18 protein-coding genes and 1 pseudogene are annotated in these 19,604 nt (G+C 57.3%); 9 read left to right on the top strand and 10 right to left on the bottom strand.

What is annotated here, in order from left to right; translation table 11 throughout:
- The first annotated feature begins 58 nt into the window (after positions 1-58).
- The 4 genes from PSEST_RS04610 (at position 59) to PSEST_RS04595 (ending at position 5,386) form a co-directional block, all read left to right on the top strand.
- Positions 59-1,324, top strand: coding sequence for a site-specific integrase (locus tag PSEST_RS04610; RefSeq protein WP_015275860.1), 1,266 nt, complete (start codon positions 59-61; stop codon positions 1,322-1,324).
- A 1,430-nt stretch (positions 1,325-2,754) separates the two neighbouring features.
- Positions 2,755-3,699 (top strand): chromate resistance protein ChrB domain-containing protein, encoded by a 945-nt coding sequence (locus PSEST_RS04605; RefSeq protein WP_015275859.1) that lies wholly within the window; start codon positions 2,755-2,757, stop codon positions 3,697-3,699.
- Positions 3,692-5,053 (top strand): chromate efflux transporter, encoded by a 1,362-nt coding sequence (gene chrA, locus PSEST_RS04600; RefSeq protein WP_015275858.1) that lies wholly within the window; start codon positions 3,692-3,694, stop codon positions 5,051-5,053. Before PSEST_RS04605 ends, chrA begins: the two co-directional genes overlap by 8 nt.
- Positions 5,054-5,062: 9 nt before the next feature.
- Positions 5,063-5,386 (top strand): rhodanese-like domain-containing protein, encoded by a 324-nt coding sequence (locus tag PSEST_RS04595; protein ID WP_015275857.1) that lies wholly within the window; start codon positions 5,063-5,065, stop codon positions 5,384-5,386.
- A gap of 47 nt (positions 5,387-5,433) precedes the next feature.
- Here PSEST_RS04595 and PSEST_RS22070 read toward each other — a convergent pair whose 3' ends face one another.
- The 5 genes from PSEST_RS22070 to PSEST_RS04575 form a co-directional block, all read right to left on the bottom strand.
- Positions 5,434-5,568: a YHYH domain-containing protein gene (locus tag PSEST_RS22070; protein WP_015275856.1), complete on the bottom strand. Its 135-nt coding sequence runs from the start codon at positions 5,566-5,568 to the stop codon at positions 5,434-5,436.
- A 99-nt stretch (positions 5,569-5,667) separates the two neighbouring features.
- On the bottom strand, positions 5,668-6,369 hold the full coding sequence (locus PSEST_RS04590) for a TraX family protein (protein ID WP_015275855.1): 702 nt from the start codon (positions 6,367-6,369) through the stop codon (positions 5,668-5,670).
- Positions 6,369-6,809: a YqaA family protein gene (locus PSEST_RS04585; RefSeq protein ID WP_015275854.1), complete on the bottom strand. Its 441-nt coding sequence runs from the start codon at positions 6,807-6,809 to the stop codon at positions 6,369-6,371. Before PSEST_RS04585 ends, PSEST_RS04590 begins: the two co-directional genes overlap by 1 nt.
- Complete coding sequence (locus PSEST_RS04580) at positions 6,810-7,931, bottom strand: nickel/cobalt efflux protein RcnA (RefSeq protein ID WP_015275853.1); 1,122 nt, start codon at positions 7,929-7,931, stop codon at positions 6,810-6,812.
- An 8-nt stretch (positions 7,932-7,939) separates the two neighbouring features.
- Complete coding sequence (locus PSEST_RS04575; RefSeq protein WP_015275852.1) at positions 7,940-8,233, bottom strand: metal-sensing transcriptional repressor; 294 nt, start codon at positions 8,231-8,233, stop codon at positions 7,940-7,942.
- A gap of 106 nt (positions 8,234-8,339) precedes the next feature.
- Between PSEST_RS04575 and PSEST_RS21690 the strand changes: the two genes are divergently transcribed.
- The 3 genes from PSEST_RS21690 to PSEST_RS04565 are packed head-to-tail and all read left to right on the top strand — an operon-like array spanning position 8,340 to position 10,157.
- Positions 8,340-8,717: a hypothetical protein gene (locus PSEST_RS21690; RefSeq protein ID WP_074937815.1), complete on the top strand. Its 378-nt coding sequence runs from the start codon at positions 8,340-8,342 to the stop codon at positions 8,715-8,717.
- Positions 8,718-8,726: 9 nt separating this feature from the next.
- On the top strand, positions 8,727-9,464 hold the full coding sequence (locus tag PSEST_RS04570; protein ID WP_015275851.1) for a HupE/UreJ family protein: 738 nt from the start codon (positions 8,727-8,729) through the stop codon (positions 9,462-9,464).
- 12 nt (positions 9,465-9,476) lie between these two features.
- Positions 9,477-10,157: a hypothetical protein gene (locus PSEST_RS04565; RefSeq protein ID WP_015275850.1), complete on the top strand. Its 681-nt coding sequence runs from the start codon at positions 9,477-9,479 to the stop codon at positions 10,155-10,157.
- Positions 10,158-10,225: 68 nt separating this feature from the next.
- Here the strand turns inward: PSEST_RS04565 and PSEST_RS04560 are convergent, their stop codons facing one another.
- The 3 genes and pseudogenes from PSEST_RS04560 to PSEST_RS04550 all read right to left on the bottom strand — a co-directional run bounded on the left by PSEST_RS04560 (position 10,226) and on the right by PSEST_RS04550 (position 16,007).
- Positions 10,226-11,530 carry a HEPN/Toprim-associated domain-containing protein gene (locus PSEST_RS04560; protein WP_015275849.1) on the bottom strand — a complete coding sequence of 435 codons (1,305 nt, stop codon included), beginning with the start codon at positions 11,528-11,530 and terminating at the stop codon, positions 10,226-10,228.
- 33 nt (positions 11,531-11,563) lie between these two features.
- Positions 11,564-14,542, bottom strand: coding sequence for a TrlF family AAA-like ATPase (locus PSEST_RS04555; protein WP_015275848.1), 2,979 nt, complete (start codon positions 14,540-14,542; stop codon positions 11,564-11,566).
- 314 nt (positions 14,543-14,856) lie between these two features.
- Positions 14,857-16,007: pseudogene (locus PSEST_RS04550) on the bottom strand (IS3 family transposase).
- A gap of 167 nt (positions 16,008-16,174) precedes the next feature.
- Between PSEST_RS04550 and PSEST_RS04540 the strand changes: the two are divergent.
- Both PSEST_RS04540 and PSEST_RS04535 read left to right on the top strand, forming a co-directional pair.
- Positions 16,175-16,807, top strand: a complete 633-nt coding sequence (locus tag PSEST_RS04540) for a TetR/AcrR family transcriptional regulator (protein WP_015275847.1) — start codon at positions 16,175-16,177, stop codon at positions 16,805-16,807.
- Between the two features lie 45 nt (positions 16,808-16,852).
- Positions 16,853-17,836 (top strand): MDR family oxidoreductase, encoded by a 984-nt coding sequence (locus PSEST_RS04535; RefSeq protein ID WP_015275846.1) that lies wholly within the window; start codon positions 16,853-16,855, stop codon positions 17,834-17,836.
- A 233-nt stretch (positions 17,837-18,069) separates the two neighbouring features.
- Here the strand turns inward: PSEST_RS04535 and PSEST_RS04530 are convergent, their stop codons facing one another.
- Together PSEST_RS04530 and PSEST_RS04525 are read right to left on the bottom strand one after the other, a co-directional pair.
- Positions 18,070-18,723, bottom strand: coding sequence for an oxygen-insensitive NAD(P)H-dependent nitroreductase NfsB (locus PSEST_RS04530; RefSeq protein ID WP_015275845.1), 654 nt, complete (start codon positions 18,721-18,723; stop codon positions 18,070-18,072).
- Between the two features lie 28 nt (positions 18,724-18,751).
- The gene (locus PSEST_RS04525) at positions 18,752-19,531 is read right to left on the bottom strand and encodes a glycine betaine ABC transporter substrate-binding protein (RefSeq protein WP_015275844.1); all 780 of its coding nucleotides are present in this window, start codon (positions 19,529-19,531) and stop codon (positions 18,752-18,754) included.
- Positions 19,532-19,604: the final 73 nt, after the last annotated feature.

Raw genomic sequence — 19,604 nt, 5'->3', positions numbered from 1 at the left:
ATCTTGACTGTTCATTTATACAGTAATAATCTCAAGCCTCACCCACCGTGAGGTATATATGAATGTAACGTCCCCTATCTCCATTCCTTTTTATAAGGGCCTGAGTCTGATTGTAGAGCCTGGCCATGAAGAGCACTTGCGAATCGCCTTGGCGAACATCTCCGCGGTAACGGACGCGATCAACCGCTTCCACTCTTCACCGTTACTTACCGAGTTCATGGACACTACGCTGTCCCGCTTCCTGCGAGAAAACACTTACGCAGGAAAGTCCGAGCATATGCTACGGGCTCGAATGGAAAAGCTGAAAGTCATCCTGACCCGAGATAACCCTACACGCCGAGTCGCTGAGCTTGATCGAGCTGATGTGCAGCGTCTAAAGGATCAGTTGCCATTGTTACTGAAGCAGAACTCGGCTTCGGGAAGTAAAGGCGCAAACCTCACGACCTATTACCAGCTGTTCAATCGCATGCTAGACGAGGCGCTGGAGAGCAAGCTGATTACTGATGCGATCAAGGTTGCTACTTGCAGTACAAAACAGGCCGAGGTCACCAAGCCATTTCTAGATAGCAACCTGATTCAGATGCTCTCCGGCTGGCCTTACCAAAAGTACCTCGCGGGCACACTGCCCAAGGTCTACCAAGACGCCAAGCCGTATCGGTTCTGGTTGCTTCCTCTCGGACTCTACACCGGCGCGCGGCTCAATGAACTCTGCCAGCTTCGTGTGCATGATGTGATCCGGGATGTCCACGGCGTAGAGCTCATCGACATTAACGATAACGGCTACAACAAGTCGCTAAAAACGGGCTCATCGGCACGGCAGATTCCGATCTGCACGAAGCTTGTGGAGATGGGTTTTATAAATTTCGTAGAGGAACGACGTCAGGCCGATGGCAACGATGCATTGCTTTTCGGCGAGCTGAGCTTTGACCCGAAGCACTTATACTCCCGCGATCCGAGTCGTTTTTTCTGCGGGCCGTGTACGGGAACGGGATACATCGGTCAGCATTGTCCGCCGGCCGTTAATGGCGGGCTCAATTTTAAAAGTCTCCGTCGTTCGTTTGCCGTCCGGCTGGAACGGTCAGGCATATCTCCGTCCACGATCGCCTATCTGCTTGGCCATGAGGGCAGCGCTCCGGAGGTCACAGCAGACCACTACTTGGAAAAGCCGCTGAGTTTGAGACTGCTGGAGCAGATGGAGCGCGGCCTGACTTACAACATCCAGACCGACGAGATTCGCTGGGAACATTTTAAAATGCTGCTCCATAGCCAGGCGGGACGCGGAAAGCGCGGTAGGAAAGCAAGCTGCAGCTTCACTAACGCATAGAGTGGGAACGATCATCGCTTGGAGATGGTTATGAGACAGGATGAATAAAAGGCCGCAGCTAATCTGCGGCCTTTTTAGTTCTCAACACAACAGGAAAGAAACCGAATTTTCACGCAACTCCGGGCATCGCTTGCGGCGACGGTTGGCACGCCCTATCGCTGAGCACAGTCCACCATCGAAGAACTTGCATCCGCTGCGACGCGAATTCCGTGACAGTCGGCTGCTGCCACACAAATTTCACTTGAAGCGTGGGCGCTTTGGCATCAGACCGGACACCGCTTCATAACGCCACTGTGACAGACACACGGCACGGTCACCCGGCGCATCGACACTCACTAACTGCCGCAAGCCCTACGAGTGACACGGCGAGACTGCAGCACTCGAGTCATGTGACATGGCGGTCGTAAGACAAGTGTGCCGCGGTGATCGGGCTTATGATTGAGGCCGGGGCGGCAGCGCCCGCGAATGGCGCAGCTCACGTCTGTGCACAATCGCCATTTCGGCCAGGCAACGCCTGGCGGCTATGATTTGACAACAAAATTGCGGGGGCATACTTGAAGCAGCGAAGCGTTCCTTCAAGTATGCCCCCGCGCCCCATACTTGAAATCTTCAAGTATGGGGCAGTTGAGCATTTTGGGCGTTTGCAGGTAAGCGAAACGAATGTGGAGCGAGACCGAGCAATAAGACCAAAATGATCAACTGCCTTCGCGAAGCGGCTGCCATTGTTGTCAAAAAAGGCAGCTTTCTTCATTTGCCGCAGGTAAATGGCTAGCTCGAATTTCGATGCTATGCATGGCTACCTCTGCTAAAGCGGAAGAAGCCTGCTCACGTCCGCTTCCTCTACGGGATGCGCGACGTTTCTATGCAACGGCCGCCGCTTGGTCACCTCCCATTCTGCGAACCCACCACTTCATATGTCAGGAAAGTACGCACATCTCTGGCTGACAAACACTCCGCAGCGCTATCCCTGCCAGCCTCTCGATGACTGGATCACTCGCGAAATAGGTCGGTCCTTAGTTTTCTCCCTCCGTGCCCAAACGGTAGACTGAGACACACAAAGCAGTTTCCCATGTGAGTATTCGCATTGGTTCCGACACTAATTCGCATGCCTAACCAACACTGATTCGCACGCAAAACCGACACAACGCGTTTTTCAAAATCGACAGCCTTTCGCACACATCGACACCTATTCGCATCCTCCGACAGCCATTCGCACGCCCCGACACCTATTCGCATCCCTCCGGCAGCCATTCGCACGCCACCGACACCTATTCGCATCCCTCCGACAGTCATTCGCACCACACCGACAGTTCGCTTTGCCGGTGCCCGGAGATAAGCAGTCACTGACGCTGCAGAGCCCATATCGCAGTTCCAAATAGAGCAGCCGCAGAGTAATGTAGAGATCGAACATATTTGGTGAGATCGCTACATTGATTAATTGGCTATGTCTCGTGATGGCACTGCCTACGGCAAATGCCGCCGAGCGAATGCGGGCTTGGCGGACGCTGAAGAGTGCAGGAGCTGCCGTTCTTCGCGACGGCGTGTACCTATTGCCGGATGGCTCGGCTAGTCGTGAGGTACTGGAGTCCGTCGAGCGTGACGTGCTGGATAGTGGTGGCTCGGCGTCGCTCCTGCCGGTCACTGATCCCCAGGGTGAGCGCTTCATACCTCTCTTTGACCGTGGCGACGACTACACCAGGTTGCGCTCGGAGGTTGAGCCCCAACTGGCCCAGCTGACGCCCGAGAACGCACTGGCGACTGCTCGCCAGGCCCGCAAGCTGCGCAAGTCGTTCGCGCAGATCCAAGCCATCGACTTCTTTCCGGGCGCAGCTCTGCAACAGGCAGACGCGCTGCTGCGTGACCTCGAAGTGGCCATCAACCGCGCGCTTTCCAAGGATGAGCCCACCAGCCACGAGCAAATCATCGAGCAACTCGACCCGCGGGACTACCAAGGGCGAACCTGGGCGACTCGCCAGCGCCCCTGGGTGGACCGCCTGGCCAGCGCCTGGCTGATCCGCCGCTTCATCGATCCAGGTGCCAGCATCCTCTGGCTTCCCTCTCTTGATGCGTGCCCTGCGGAAGCACTTGGGTTCGATTTCGATGGTGCCCAGTTCAGCCATGTCGGCAACAAGGTCACCTTCGAAACCCTGCAGGCCAGCTTCGGGCTGGAGGCTCCAGGGCTTCAGCGCGTAGGGGCTCTAGTTCACTACCTGGACGTGGGGGGCGCGCAACCCACAGAAGCAACGGGTGTAGAGCGCGTACTGGCCGGACTGCGAGCCAGCATCGAAAACGACGATCAGTTATTGGCTGCGGCCTGCGCCATCTTCGATGGGCTGCTGGCTGCATTCGGCAAGGAAGGACAGAGTGATGAGTGAGACAGCCATGCAAGCGACAGAGCAAGACCAGGACAGGGTAGAAAAAATTGGCCTACTCGAGGCATTTCTGTTCTGGCTGAAACTCGGTTTCATCAGCTTCGGTGGCCCAGCCGGGCAGATCTCGATCATGCACCAGGAGCTGGTGGAGCGGCGGCGCTGGATCTCGGAGCGCCGTTTCCTGCATGCGTTGAACTACTGCATGCTCCTGCCAGGCCCGGAGGCTCAGCAACTGGCCACCTATATCGGCTGGCTCATGCATCGCACTTGGGGTGGGGTGATCGCCGGCGTACTGTTTGTGCTGCCCTCACTGTTCATCCTGATCGCCCTGTCCTGGGTCTACATCGCTTTCGGCGAAGTGCCGGTGGTGGCGGGATTGTTTTACGGCATCAAACCCGCCGTCACCGCCATCGTTGTTCAGGCTGCCCACCGTATCGGTTCACGCGCGCTGAAAAACAACTGGTTGTGGGCGATCGCTGCTGCCTCCTTCGTGGCGATCTTCGCCCTCAATATCCCGTTCCCGCTGATCGTTCTAGGGGCGGCCATGATTGGCTACCTGGGCGGACGCTATGCCCCGGACAAGTTCAGCGTCGGTGGTGGGCATGGGGCATCCAAACAGTCCTATGGGCCGGCATTGATCGACGATGACACGCCACCGCCGGCGCATGCGCGCTTCCGCTGGTCGCGCTTGGCTCTGTTGGTCGCCGTAGGAGCTGTGCTGTGGGCCTTGCCGATGGGGCTACTGACCGCCCTATATGGTTGGGAGGGCACCCTGACTCAAATGGGCTGGTTCTTCACCAAGGCTGCTCTACTCACCTTCGGCGGCGCCTATGCGGTATTGCCGTATGTCTATCAGGGCGCGGTAGGCCATTACGGCTGGCTGACCCCCACCCAGATGATCGATGGCCTGGCGCTGGGCGAGACCACCCCAGGGCCGCTGATCATGGTGGTGGCCTTCGTGGGCTTCGTTGGTGCCTATGTGCATCAGGTCTTCGGGCCAGAACAGGCATTCCTTGCCGGCGCTGTAGCAGCCAGCCTCGTCACCTGGTTTACCTTCCTGCCCTCGTTCCTGTTCATCCTCGCCGGCGGGCCGCTGGTGGAATCCACCCACAACGAACTGAAGTTCACCGCGCCGCTGACCGGCATTACTGCTGCGGTGGTTGGCGTCATCCTCAACCTGGCGCTGTTCTTCGGCTATCACGTGCTGTGGCCTGAGGGTTTTGCTGGCAGCTTCGATTGGCTCTCGGCGTTGATCGCTGTCGGTGCCGCAGTCGCACTTTTCCGCTTCAAGCGTGGAGTCATCCAGGTGTTGGTGGGATGTGCTCTTGTGGGTTTGGCTATCCACCTGTTGCGTTAGGGAGAGGTTATGGAGCGCATATCGATTCGCGAGCTCGCTGAGTGGCAGGCTTCAGGTCGCTGCTTTGAGTTACTCGATGTGCGCCGAGCTATCGCACGCAACGCTGACGGAGCACAGATCGCTGAGGCGAAATGGTATGACCCCGAACAGCTTTTCTCTTGGAAGGATCAAGTGCCACGGGATCGCCCCGTGATTCTTTACTGCGCTCATGGGCATGAGATCAGCCAGGGGTGTGCCGCTACTCTCTGGGCAATGGGACTGGATGCGCGGTATCTCGTCGACGGCTTTGCAGGTTGGCGTGAAGCCAAGCAGCCGGTGTGCGATTTGGTCTAGCCATCTGGTTCTGGCCGCCTCACGAGAGGCGGCCAGCACTGCCTAAATCAATGGCAGTGGTACTCGCCCGTGGAGTGGTTGGTATGGCAGCCCTTCGAGTCGGTGCCTCCGCTATGGGCAACTGCGACAGCAGAGGACAGGGCAATCACGGTGGCGATCAGGGCGGCAGAAAGCTTCTTCATGTTCAAACTCCGTTTCGATTGGCTCTTATATGTGATCTAGGTCACACTCCGGATTATGGCAAAAGGCCTGCATTGAGCAAGGGGATTTTGATCGACCGGTCAGAGAGCCGCACGAAACAACGCCAGCACCGCTAGATGGCCGGGGTAGAAGTAGTAACCCCAGCGCCCCACTGGCCATATGTGTTGGGTGATTTTCTGGCGCAATAGCCACAGGCCAACCAGCGGAGCCGCAAAGGTCGTGGCCATGGCCCACCAGGTGCCAAAGGGACCAGCTCCGATCCAACCGTCACGGCTATTGGCCAACACGCTGATGACTGCGGGTATGAGCCAGGTGACCCCGGGGCGCTGCACTGCTAACACCATGGTGGCCGGCAGCAGGACTCCAAACGCGCCGTACATCAGCCGATCATGAAGCACTGTCGCAACGGTCAACGTGAATAGCCCCAGCATCAAGCCTGCACGATCGCTGTGATGGACACTCCAAGCAACTATGAGCCCCAACATCAGTGTCGGCATGACATTCAGCGTATTGCTCATCTCGGACAACGCCCGATACGGCAGCTCGGATATGAGGCTAAAAGCCAGTAGCCAGCTCAGATAACGAAAGTTGTTATCGCTGTACAGATCTCCTGGGCGTGAACGTGACACGTTGGCGGCAATACCCACGCAGAACAGTGGGAAGGCGAAGCGTCCAACCACGAACAGCCAGGCTGTCTCTTCAGGCCAGAGATAGCGCAGGTGGTCTATGACCATCGTCAGCATGGCGAGCCATTTGACGAGATCCAGGCTGGTCGAGCGCATTACCCCATGATCCCGAGGGTCACCACGGTGAGCACCAAGTATCGAGCAGCCTTGGCCAGCAGCACGATCAATAAGAAGCTCCAAAAGGGTTCGCGCATGACGCCGGCAATCAGGGTCAGCGGGTCGCCAATGATCGGCACCCAGCTCAGCAGCAGTGACCAACGACCGTAGCGGTGGTAGGCCCGCTGCGCGCGGGCCAGCTTGTCGTCACTGACTGGAAACCAGCGCTTGTGCCGGTAACGCTCAATGTAGAGACCGAGCAGCCAGTTGAGCGCGGAACCCAGAACGTTTCCTGCTGTAGCCACCACCAACAGCATGACCACCGAGTAGTTGCCACTTATCAGCAGGCCGGTGAGCACTGCCTCGGACTGTGCAGGGATCAAAGTCGCGGCACTGAAGGCCGCGAGGAATAGGCCCAGGTAGCCTGATAGCTCCCACATTTAGGCGGTCAGACCGATCCAGCCATGAACGCCGACATAGATACCGACACCAATGATGAGCACGCTCGAGAGGTAGGGCGCGCGACGCGCGACTGCCCCCAGCCATGGCCAACGATTAGAGGCCTGGCGAGCGCCTACTGCGGCAGCTGCGCCGACGGACACCAGCGTCAGCGCCAGACCGACACTAAAGCACAGCACCAGAACAGCCCCGAGTGCGACTTCCTTCACCTGCAGGCACAGCAACAACACCGTGATTGCGGCGGGACAAGGGATCAGTCCCCCGGTCAGGCCGAATAGGATGATCTGCCCAGTGGTGACGTTGCGGTTATTGAAGCGGTTGCGGATGTCGTTGGCGTGGGCTCGCTCATGAGCATCCTGATACCCCTCCACCGACAGCTCCAGGCCCTGCAGATCGGAATGGTCGTGGCCGTGGTCGTGCTCATGGAAATCGAGGTCGTAATCGTGCGAATGGCCCACGTGACCAAGGCTCAGGCGCGCGGTGAACTGATGGGGTTCGGGGATCTCTGACTCCGACTCCAGGTATTCGCCGCACTGCACAAAGCGGAATAGCTGAGCTGTTCCGTCTGGGCGTGTCGTCGACAGGCTCACGTCCTCTGCCGGCCAGGAATGGCCACTCAGGGTGCGCAAGCGCCAGCGCGGGGGAACACCTTCTTCAAAGATCGAAAGCTCGATGCGCCCGTGTCCGGTATCGATTCGGCGGGTCTCATCGTGATGGTGATCATGCGCGTGATCACCTTCTTCGAAACGCCACATCTGCTCCCCACGCCAGGTGCGCCAGAGCATCCACAACGCGATGGTGATGATGATCGCGGCAGAAGCGAGCTGGAAGTACGGCTCTGTCGTTTCGGCATTCAGGTTCTGGCCCAGATACATGCCACCCATGGCCACCAGCCAGACCACTGCTGTGTGCGAGATTGTCGCTGCCAAACCCAGCAGGATTGCCTGCTTTACGGTGCCCCGGATGGCGACGATGAAGGCCGCCATCATGGTCTTCGAGTGGCCCGGCTCCAGGCCATGCAATGCCCCCAGGAGGATAGCGCTGGGGAAGTACAGCCAAGCGTGGGACGCACCCTGCTGCAGTAATTCGGCAAAGCTCGACATAGGGAGACCTACAGGTACTTCGTGATCTGCTTGAAGTCTTCAAGGGAGGTGCGCTCGCCAGTGGCGAGAGCGTCCATCGTGTGCTCCAGACAGTGATCGATGTGATCTTGAATCAGGGTGCGCTTGGCCTGGCACACGGCCTTCTCAACGGCATGCAGCTGCTGCGCGATATCAACGCACTCACGACCATCCTCGATCATGGTGATGATGCTGCGCAGATGACCCTCAGCGCGTTTCAGGCGCTTCACGACATCGCTGTGGCTCTGGTGCCGATGGCCATGGCTGTGCTCGTGATCGCTCATGCCTTGAGTCCTATGTCTCGATGATTTACGCTCGCATCCTATCCCCCTGGGGGGGATACGGTCAAACGACCCTATTCGCTCATCGCGAGATGCAAGACATAGAAAAATGGCTAGTCGTAGCGCCTCGAAGAAACCCGTTATCGCATTGATACTGGCCTTGCTATTGGCCTGGGTAGGGCATTCGCTGGCCGCCATCAAGACTCCGCTGATACCGGGTGATTACTCTGGCGCTGTGCCCCATGGTCATTCCCATGATGTGGACGCGCCGGCGTTCCCGAGCCACAAACATGCGGCTGACCATAGCCATGAGATCCCTTATCTCGGGTCGGCGCTGACACTGCTGTCACGCCCCGAGCGGGAAACCCCTCCCAACGCGTTGCGGGCAACTGTCCCTGAAGTGCCGATCTACCTGATCGAACGGCCACCACGCTCTAGGTTGTGTTCTGAAACCGGCCGCCTTGCGGCCCAGACCACTACAACCTAGGAAATCGTTATGAATTCGCTTCCCCTGAGCGGGGCAACGGCGCTGATCGCACGCCTGCGTCGACCGCTTTTTCTGCCCCTGCTTGCCATCGCTCTACTGATGGCAGTCATGCCTGAGGCGCTGGCCCACGGTGTGCCCGAAGGAGACAAGGGCTTCATCCAGGAAAGTACCGGCGTGATGTTGATGCCCTTCATCTATATGGGCGCCAAACACATGATCACCGGCTACGACCACCTGCTGTTCCTGTTCGGTGTGATCTTCTTCCTCTACCGCCTGAAGGACGTAGGGCTGTACGTCACGCTGTTCGCGCTTGGTCACTCCATCACCCTGCTCTTTGGGGTGCTGAGCAACATCAGCATCAGCTCTTATGTGATCGACGCCATCATCGGCTTTTCGGTCGTCTACAAGGCCCTGGATAACCTCGGCGCCTTCCAGCGCTGGTTTGGCTATCAACCCGACACCCGCGCAGCAACGCTGATCTTCGGCCTGCTTCATGGCTTCGGTCTGGCTACCAAGATCCAGGAGTTCGAGATCTCTTCTGACGGCCTGATCGCCAACCTGATTGCCTTCAACGTAGGTGTCGAGATCGGCCAGCTACTGGCTCTCGGCGGCATTCTAATTCTGATGGGCTACTGGCGACGTACCGCCAGCTTCTGGCGCCACGCCTATACCGCCAACGTCGCCATGATGAGCGCCGGCTTCTTGCTCATGGGCTACCAGATCACCGGCCTGATCGTCTCTCAGTAAGGAATTCTTTCTATGTTCAATACCAAGCTTCCGACCCTTAACGAACTCCCCTCGACAGCACAGCTACTGCGCTCCACGATCATCGCGGCAATCATTGCCTGCGTGCTTCTGGTTACTGTGGTAATGCCTTCGGAATATGCGATCGACCCCACTGGCGTGGGCCGAGCACTTGGACTCACCCAGATGGGTGAGGTGAAGATCCAGCTGGCTGACGAGGCCCGCGCCGATGAGGTCGCAGCTCAGACTCCAACTCCGCCGCCAGCTGAAGCTATCGCCGTAGCACCTACCGCCCCGGCAACTTCCCCATCAGCTCCTGTCGAGGTCATTCCCGCTCCAGAGCAACCGACTGCGCCTGAGCAGGCAGCTGGTCTGCAGCATGAAATGAGCATCACCTTGAGCCCGAACCAGGGCGCCGAAGTGAAGCTGGAAATGAAGCAGGGAGCCAAGGTGAACTACCTCTGGACTGCCAATGGCGGCGTCGTTAACTACGACACCCACGGCGATCCTTACAACGCGCCGCGCGACTTCTACCACGGCTATGGGAAAGGACGTTCAACCGCGGAAGACTCGGGTGTTCTGGAGGCTGCATTCGATGGCAAGCACGGTTGGTTCTGGCGCAATCGAACTAGCAAACCGGTGACAGTTACCCTGCGCACTCAGGGCGATTACATCAGCATCAAGCGCGTAATCTGACTTCACCAGGCAGCCCTGAATGGGGCTGCCATCAATGCCTGCAGGCCATACGGCTAGAGCTCTGCGTGCTATTCCACAGAGTGCATTTGTTCAGCCATCTGACTGCACTGTCGTAAAAGAGCACCTAGCACGATTCGTAGCTTGCTCACGTCGTACTCATTGGCGGCGATAGCCTCTGCACTCGCTTTGTAGAACGCATCGGCATAGCTTTCCTTGAAGTCAAGTGAGCCTTGATAGACATCCAATTTCTCTTTGTAGTTCGTCCAAGTCACTTGCGGTGGATTGCGGTCTTTCAGTCGCAGATCCAAATAGCATTCGATCGCCGCAGCTCGACCATTGAGATCAGCGTTGGATACCCCATCAGGGCCTCGTGCGGGAAAACTGCGCAGCTCCTCTAGGTCAGGAAGGACCATCGCGCACATGTTCACGGGGAAGTTGAAGCGCTGCAGGCTGCGGAACGCATCGTGACCTTCTGCGTCGTTGTCAAAGAGAAAAACGACTCGATTGTGGACGTCGATTTTGACGAGCCCTTCCGCGAATTTGGCCAGGTTGCCCGTGCCAGAGAAAGGGTGCCGATCTGCCACTTCCATGAACTTGAAGAAGTCCTGAACCTCAGGGAGAAGGAGCGCGATTGCTCGCTTCAGGATGTGGGTGTCAGATGATCCTTCCGTTGCAATTAAGTACGTTTGGGTGCGACGTGCGCCGGCAACAAAATCACTGTTCTGCGCCCAGCCTGCGCTAACGAATTTACCGTAGTCCCAGACGACCTCAAGGTCTAAATTTTCTGGATTTTCGGCAAGAACTCTCAGCGTTGAATAGGGGCTGAGAAACCCTAGCAGGTTGCCAAAATGACTTCGCTCGGAGTACCCGCCAGTCTCTCGATACAGAGCGCCTGCCGGCAGTTGCTCTATGGCGGCCTCGTGCGAGAAAAAACCGCGTTTTGCCCTGTGCTCCTCGTCGTAGTCAGCGTTGTACTCGTCGCTAAGTTTGCTCACGGCATAGGTTCGTATGAAGGCTACGAACTGATCGAAATCCAGCAGCCCAGATGTGTCAGTTCGCTCAGGGGCTTCCGTATCCAGTCGCTGCTCGTGATCCTGCATTGCGAGGCGATCATATTCGGCCTTTACCGCTGGGAGCGTATAACCAAGCAGTTCGAGTCTTGGAATGAGCGACCTAAGCGGACGACAAAAGCACATTTCACTCTGGGAGACGTCCTCGTCAGGGTGTTGCTCGTAGTACTCATAATTGATGTATTTATGGCGTCGACACTTACGATCTAACTCTTGGAAGAGCATCCCATGGTCAATGCCCATATAGGTCGTGTTGTAGGTGAGCTCGATGTCGCCCACGGTTAACGTGATGGGTGTGCTCATCGGAACTCCTAATGATGCTGCTCTCGGCTGACTTTATCTGTCGAGTCGAACCCTTAGCCTTCTTGCTCGCTCCTGGAAAGCTGTCGTGCCTCCTTCGAGGATTTCGCAAACAGATTGCCGAATCTCCTCGTTTTCTAGCCCACCTGATATGTAGGTGATCGGAGGCAGGCCACCATCTACATTGGGGCCTGACGCGGCCACAATGATTTGATCGGCATCAGTATTAATGACCAAGTTTGCGTTGTGGGTGACCATGATCACCTGACGCTTTGCCTTCGCTGCAATGAAAAGCGACACCAACTCATCGAACACCGACTTGGGGTCTAAGTTTTCTTCAGGCTGGTCGATGATCAGGGGACGATCGTCCGCATCATCTAGTGCTAGATACAGGAGCAAAAGGACGATGCCCCGCGTTCCAGGAGAGAGCTTTCGAATATCGACGCCGTCGTAGGAAATTTCATAGCGAACGGTCAGGTGATCGGTTCCAAAAAGCCAATGTGCAAACTGCTTCGACCAGGCACGAAACTCAGTTTGCTGGGACTGTACATAAGGCGCATGTGTTAGCAGATCCTTGCTGTACTTTTCCATGAAGGAGGTCATCGCTTCCTGCACTTCCGGTGCCGAGCCGGTTTCCCACGCTGCCTTTAGTTCTTGGATGGCTGCTTTGATTAGTGAGCCGCGGCCATAAAATGGACCAGCCTTCCGCCGATCAAGCAGTTCCTCCTCGGCGATTGTTCCCCAGCTTTCAACATCGGCTATGCGGCGAACCGAGAAGCTGAGTTTTTTGAGGGTGCCGGAAGATGCTGCGAGCCGGGCCATTAATGGTTCATACAAGCTGGCCAACGCGTTCTGCTCGTTAATAATGGCGTCGAAAACGCGTCCGTACGTGTCATTACGCTCGGCTTGCAAGGCCTTGCGACGGGCCTCGGCTCCAACTGCATCAGCGAGACGTGACTCGAGTACCTGAAGTGCAGTGTTTTCCTGCGCGATCCGTGCTGCTAGCGTCGTGTACTGATCCCGCACGATCTTGTCAGCACTGAACAGTGCCTCAAGGCGTGTCATCTCAGCTGCGATGGGCGCTAGTGGTAGCTTAGAGAGATCGGTAGCCCCATCGATAAGAGGGACATTCGGATCGCCAAGCGGTGGTGCGATGCCATTTAATTTACGGACTTCTCCGTCGGCCCACTTGATGTATGACGCGAGGCCCTCATCGACGTCGCCCTTATACACCAGCAAAAAATCGTCCCACTGCTGGTCGCTTAGTCCGCTGTTCGAATGACGCTCACGAGCTTGGCGAAGCATTTCTGGTGCACGCGTCGCGCGCATGCTTCGAACTTCATCCTGCAGCGCTTCATAGGTCCGACGCTGGTTGCCGAAGGATTGAATCTTGGAGCGAAGGCTTTGAGCCACCTGGCTGAGTTCGGTGTGGCGATTAACGTGGGCCTCAGTGCCTTTGACGACCAGCTTTGCCAGGTCAGCGTTGTAATCTGCGATCAGCTTCTTCTTCTGAGCGACTTGGGTAGTCAGCGCGGCTACGAGGCCTTCCTTTTCAAGCTCGGTAGCAATTCGACTTGAGATGTCTTCTAGCGCGCCGGCTTCGCGCTCACGAGCCTGTTGGAATCGTGCAGTGAGCTGATCTCGAAGCTCTGCGAAATCAATGGCACCGTCGCGATCATCCGGCGAGTGCGAATCAAAAATGACTCGCTCGATCTCCTCTACAAGACCATCAGAAACACCTTTAGCCGAGCAAAGCTCCTCGACGAACTGCTGAGACAAATAGCGCGCCCGAGGAAATGACAAATGCCCATTCGCATCCCTGCCATCGAGGGAGCGCGTAATCTCTGCTCCACCGCCCCAGGATAGCGTCGTTGAAGCATCGCCAAGCAGCTGGCGTGCACGGGCAAGGAATGATGGGCTGATAGCTTCATCAGCACTCCATCCGAATGGCGAAATCGCCTCACAACCTGCGGCGATTATGTCTGCCAAGGCGGTCTTACCTGAGCCACGCGCGCCAATGATTGCTACTAAGCCTGGGTTCAGAGGTATGTCCGGCGTTGTTAGCCAGTCCGCATCATCGATCCTGACGTGAGAGATGACTTGGGAAGGCATTGCCGTACGGGGTGGCACTTCTCCAACATAGGCCCGACCTTCGGGATCAATGCAGGCCTGGCGAAGCGAGTCGAACTCCAGCCCTCCTTTGATCCACGAAAAACGATTGTCGACAGGCTGCCCCACGGATTGTTGGTTATGGGAGTCACTCCCATGCAAACAAGGCTTACAACCGTCATATCGACTGCGCAAGTCAGCTGCAGTCATACCAGGCCGCAGGCCAAGCCAGAACTCTCGCTGAGACAGACTGCTCGAGAAAATGATGTGGGCGAACTTCTCGATTTCCTGGCGAACCGTTGCATCGGCAGCCTGGCGCAATCCGGACGTACCATCACCAGACCCACCGGCTACCGCGATCAGGATATTTTTCTTTGCCCATTCACTCTCGTGAAAGACCTTTCGCAGCAGGTTGAAATTGACTTTGAACTGCGTTGCGCCGTGCCGTAGAGCCGCCTCATCATCAATGATTGACTGGTCAGCACGCTTGCCGAGCTTGATCAGCTCTTCGCGTGTGCAGTCAAAGTTGTCATTGAATGCTGGAAACTGAAGCCGCTTGAGGAGGCGTTTGACCTCAGACAAATGCTCCGGGTCTTCCGGGCTTACCAAGAGGTGGATGTTCACGAACCCCGACTTTGCAGCTACATCGAGGCGCAGCTCGATGTTGGGGAAAATTAGCTTCACGCCTGGCAATCGGCCTGCGGCTTTGTGCCTGAGAAACTCTTCGTAGGTGTCCGTAACGTAGTAGTCAGTTACGGCAATGGCTTCGATCTGTGGCGTTAGTTTCTCGAGGCTCGAGAGATACTCTCCCCACGGATTTGCAGATCCAAACTGATTGTTGAGCACGGTGCCAGGAGCATGAATATGTGGTTCCCACCGATGCCACTCTGAACCCCGACTAATCATTTGAAGTCCTCACGACCAAAGTTTCCATACCTTGAGTGCGCAAGGCGCTACCCGTTTGAACCTGATGCAGCATAGTCAGCACGATCGGAGCTTCCGAATTGAGTGCTTTGACAGTATGGCAATGTGCCGCTTTCTCCGAGTGCTGTCCATGACAAGGAGGCGTTTGATGGTTGAGGCTGCTGTGACCGCCGGGATAGGGCGACTGGTTAACAATCGACCAATTATCTATGTCGAGATAATTGCAGATAATTCCCGCGATCCGTTGCTGGCTTTGAGGACCGGAAACCTTGCCAAAGTGAATCGCCCCAGCTTTCCTAGACACTCTCCAAGCTCTGGAAATAGCGCTTTTCAAACTCCACTGGCGATAGCTGCATAGCGCTGCTGTGCCGGCGCTTGGGGTTATAGAACATCTCGATGTAATCGAACACATCACTGCGGGCTTCTTCGCGGGTTCCGTAGGTTTTCCGTCGGATGCGTTCCCGCTTCAGCAACTAGAAAAAGCTTTCCGCGACCGCGTTGTCGTGACAGTTACCGCGTCGACTCATGCTGCTGATCAGGTTGTTGGCCTTGAGGAAACTCTGCCAGTCCGAGCTGCTGAACTGGCTGCCCTGGTCGGAATGGATCATCACTTCCTGCTTGGGCTTGCGCCGCCACACAGCCATCAGCAACGCATCAATGGCCAGGTCGCTGCACATCCGAGGCTTCATCGACCAGCCGATCACTTGGCGAGAAAACAGATCCAGAACCACTGCCAAGTACAACCAGCCCTCATACGTGCGGATGTAAGTGATGTCGGTGACCCAGACCTTGTTCGGTTCACTGACATTGAACTGCCGCTCTAGACGGTTGGGCGAGGCCACTGGCGGCTTGCCACCGTAGTACCCGGGGCGCCGGCGATAACCGGTCTGCGAGCGCAGCCCCTCTCTCCTCATCAGGCGAGCCACACGGTGCCGGCCACAGGGCTCGCCCAGCTCACGCAGGTCGTCGTGGATCTTGCGGTAGCCGTAGACCCCGCCGCTTTCCAACCAGGCATGCTTGATCAATCCGAGCAGGCGTTGATCTTCCTTGGCGCGTACCGATTTCGGCTCGACCAGCCAGGCGTAGTAACCGCTGGGATGCACCTTGAGGGTCTGGCAGAGACGCCGCACCGGGTACTCCACCGACAGTTTGCTGATGAAGGCGTACTTCAGCCTGACTCCTTGGCAAAGTACGCGGCGGCCTTTTTTAGAATGTCTCGCTCTTCGGTCACCCGCTTGAGTTCCGCGCGCAAGCGACGCAGCTCAGCCTGCTGATCATCTACCTGCTGCCGCTGTACTTGGGGTTTGCTGTAGCGCTTTACCCAGGCGTACAGGCTGTGCGCGGACACGCCTAGACGCTCTGCTACATCGGCAACGCGCAAGCCGCGTTCAGTGATGTGCTTGACCGCTTCAATCTTGAATTCTTCGGGATAACGCGGGTTGCTCATGGCACCTCCTAGTGGGCCGTATTATGAGGCCTGGAGGTGTCTACGAAACTAGGGGCGATTCAGGCGAACAGTTTCGGCTGCGCAATACTCCCGTGAAGCCCCTTGCACATTTGAGCACCCAGTTGTTGCTGTCTTGATATTTGAGACGATCGGTCTATTATGCTGCCATGACTAGTGCAAAACCAGTAGCCCGTCGCGGCCGTCCCCCAAAGGTTCCTCGTGAGCGTGAAGACACCCACGACGCGCTGCTTCGGTGCGGGATGGAAGTGTTGAGCGAGCAGGGCTTTGCGGCGACAGGTATCGACAGCGTGTTGAAGCGGATCAATGTTCCCAAGGGCTCGTTCTATCACTACTTCAATAGTAAAGAAGCCTTTGGACAGGCGGTACTGGACCGCTATGCAAGCCGCTTTGCCCGGAAACTGGATCTCCTGCTGCTCAACGAGGCGGACCCACCGCTCCAGCGCATACGAAACTTCGTCGAGGATGCCAAGGAGGGTATGGCTAAGTACGAATTCCGCCGCGGTTGCCTGGTGGGCAACCTTGGACAGGAGATCATGGCCTTGCCTGAGAGCTTCCGTCTGGCTCTGGAGCATACGCTGATTGATTGGCAGGAACGTCTGGCTTGCTGTCTGCGTGAAGCCGCGAGCCAAGGACAGATAGACAGCGATAGCGACTGCGATTCTCTAGCCGCTTTTTTTTGGATTGGCTGGGAAGGCGCAGTGCTTCGCAGCAAATTGAGCCGCGATGTGCGCCCGCTGGAAATCTTCAGCGAAGGATTCTTTGCGGCGATTGGCCGTTAAATTTTTTGGGAATTAATAGACGATCGGTCTAAATAGGAGGTGAAGATGTTCAAGGCGATTCTTATTGAGAAGAATACAGACGGATACCAAGCCCAGTTAGCTGACCTGCATGACGAGCAGCTCCCGGCTGGCGATGTTACCGTCCGCGTGAGCTACAGCACGCTCAACTACAAGGACGGCTTGGCTATCAGCGGCAAGAGCCCGGTCGTCCGCCAATTCCCGATGATCCCGGGGATTGACCTGGCCGGAACGGTTGAAGCCAGCAATCACCCGCACTATCAGGTTGGTGACCGAGTTTTGCTAAACGGATGGGGCGTAGGTGAAAGCCACTGGGGAGGATTGGCCCAGAAAGCCAGGCTGCGGGGGGATTGGTTGATCCCGCTGCCGAAGGGTTTGAGCGAACGCCAGGCCATGGCAATAGGAACTGCAGGCTATACAGCGATGCTTTGTCTGTTAGCCCTCGAGCGTCATGGCCTGACGCCGGCGCGTGGCGAGGTACTCGTAACGGGGGCCAATGGCGGTGTTGGCAGCTTCGCCATTGCGCTGCTGGCGCGCCGAGGCTACCAGGTGATCGCCGCGACAGGCCGAATCGGCGAAACGGAATATCTCAAGCGCTTAGGCGCAGCTACCGTCATCGATCGCAACGAGCTGTCCAATCCCGGGCGAGCCCTTGCGAAAGAGCGATGGGCCGCGGCAATCGACTCGGTCGGTAGCCATACGCTTGCTAACGTATGCGCCGGTACGCACGCTGATGGGGTCGTTGCTGCTTGCGGCCTAGCTCAAGGGATGGAATTCCCAGCAACGGTGGCGCCCTTCATCTTGCGCGGTGTAAGTCTGCTTGGCATCAACAGCGTCACCCGTTCCTACAAGGAGCGTGTCGAGGCCTGGGAGCGTCTTTGCACTGACCTGGACCTCTCGCTACTCGATCAGATCACCCATGAGATTGGCCTGAGCGAGGCCATGCCGGTCGTCGAACAGTTACTTAATGGCAAGGTTCGCGGTCGCGTGGTGGTAGATGTGAATCGATGAGCGCAAGCGTCGCCTATAGGGCATCGCGAGGCGGCCCCTCATCATCGCCGCTTCGCGCGCCGCTCCCCCCGGCGTTTCCATAGGGCTGATCGGTACCATCCAGGGTTGCTTGGATCGATCAAGCCCTGTCGTAGCGGCTGCTCGTTGCTTCACAAAAGAAGCCGCTGGCGAAACCCTGCCATCAGGAAGCCGAGTGGCGCCCGCTTGCTCGTCGATTTAGGGGGGCCTGTTTCTTAAATATGAGTGAAAACCTGCTCCGCTGGCAGACGCGACTTTGGTAGACCGGCATTGAAATCGGTTTCGTCACGATAGCCAAGCGCGACCAGCACCAAACTGGTAAGGCCCTGTGCCCGCAGCCCCAGCTCCTCATCGAGCTTCTTGAAATCGAAGCCTTCCATTGGCGTAGCGTCCAGACCAAGCGCGGCAGCACCCAGCAGCAGGGTCCCCAGCGCAAGATAGGTCTGCTTTTCCATCCAATGCTGCAGGTCCTTCTGGTCATAGCGGTGCAGTGCTACGTAACCGCGGCGGGCATTGTCCTGCCCGACCCTGGCATCCTCGCTATGGAAACGGCCATCACGCGCTTCCTGATCTAGCAGCGCCTGCAGGTGTTCCTCGGTCATGTCGTTACGGCTGCACAACACGATCACATGCGAAGCCTTGAGGACCTTGGGTGCGTTGTAGGCAAAGCTACCCTCGGTTCCCTTGGCGATTCGCGCCTTGCCTTCGTCGGTAGATGCAATGACGAAGTGCCAGGGTTGCGAGTTCACCGAGGACGGACTGTGGCGCAGTTGTTCAAGCAACGCGTCGATGGACGCCTGCGGAATCTTGCGGCTGGCGTCAAAAGCCTTGGTGGTATAGCGACGTTTGGCGAGGCTGGCGAGTTCCATTGGTGGTTTCTCCTGTCAGATAGTGTTTTCAAAGGGCAACGCTGCGAGCCAGCCACGCGTCGGCGGCTTGCAGCGCTGACATCCCATCGCGGCAGATCGAGTGATCAAGTTCGCTAATGACTTCGTTGCCTGGACTGAGGCGGTTCAGTTCCTCGAGCAATGCCGCGGGCATATCGCGGGCAAATGGCTCGCTCACGATCAGCGTTGCGTCATCCTGGCCACCGAGCAGCCCCAGGGGTTCGTCCAAGGGGCGAATGCGGTGTGAGTGATGCAGGAACTGCGGATGCCAGAGTGGCACGACGCACCATTCGCGCCGTGCATGGGCTTGTTCGTAGCGCACGAAGCAATCGGCCTGAGTACCGTTCTCGAAGTGATATCCGAGCCGATCGAGGCCGTATTGCTGGACAATCGCCCTGGAGAAGCGGCTGATGCCGGCGCCGGGATTGATGCCCTGGATCAGCCGCGTCATTCGTGTAGCGACCTCGGGGCGAAGGAGATCCGCGACGCTCTGTACCGCGTCGACGGGAACATAGTCCGGCACGCCCCAGATGCAGTAAGGCCGGTACAGTACGCCGAGCGTGCGTGTTTGCGCGGCATAAGGCGCCAGGTAGTCTCCATGGCTCGCCGGCAGCCAGGCCGAGGCCAGCATGTCGACAGCGCCGGCACCATAGCGGCGGAACATGTCTTCATGTGGCGCGGCACTGACCTGAACCTCATAGTCGTGGCGTTCAAGTACGCGCTGCACCAGCGCGGCACTCGCCGCATGAAAGCTCAGGTCGATGTAACCGAGACGGATGATCGGTTTCATGGTTTCACCTCGCCCGCAGACGCGCGTCTCGGGCACAGTCCGAAGTCAACGTTTTTCCGATTGCAGCTGCGTA

Origin of the sequence: Stutzerimonas stutzeri RCH2, from assembly GCF_000327065.1 — a bacterium.
Lineage (GTDB): Bacteria > Pseudomonadota > Gammaproteobacteria > Pseudomonadales > Pseudomonadaceae > Stutzerimonas > Stutzerimonas stutzeri_AE.
This window is presented reverse-complemented; position numbering and strand designations above follow the sequence as displayed.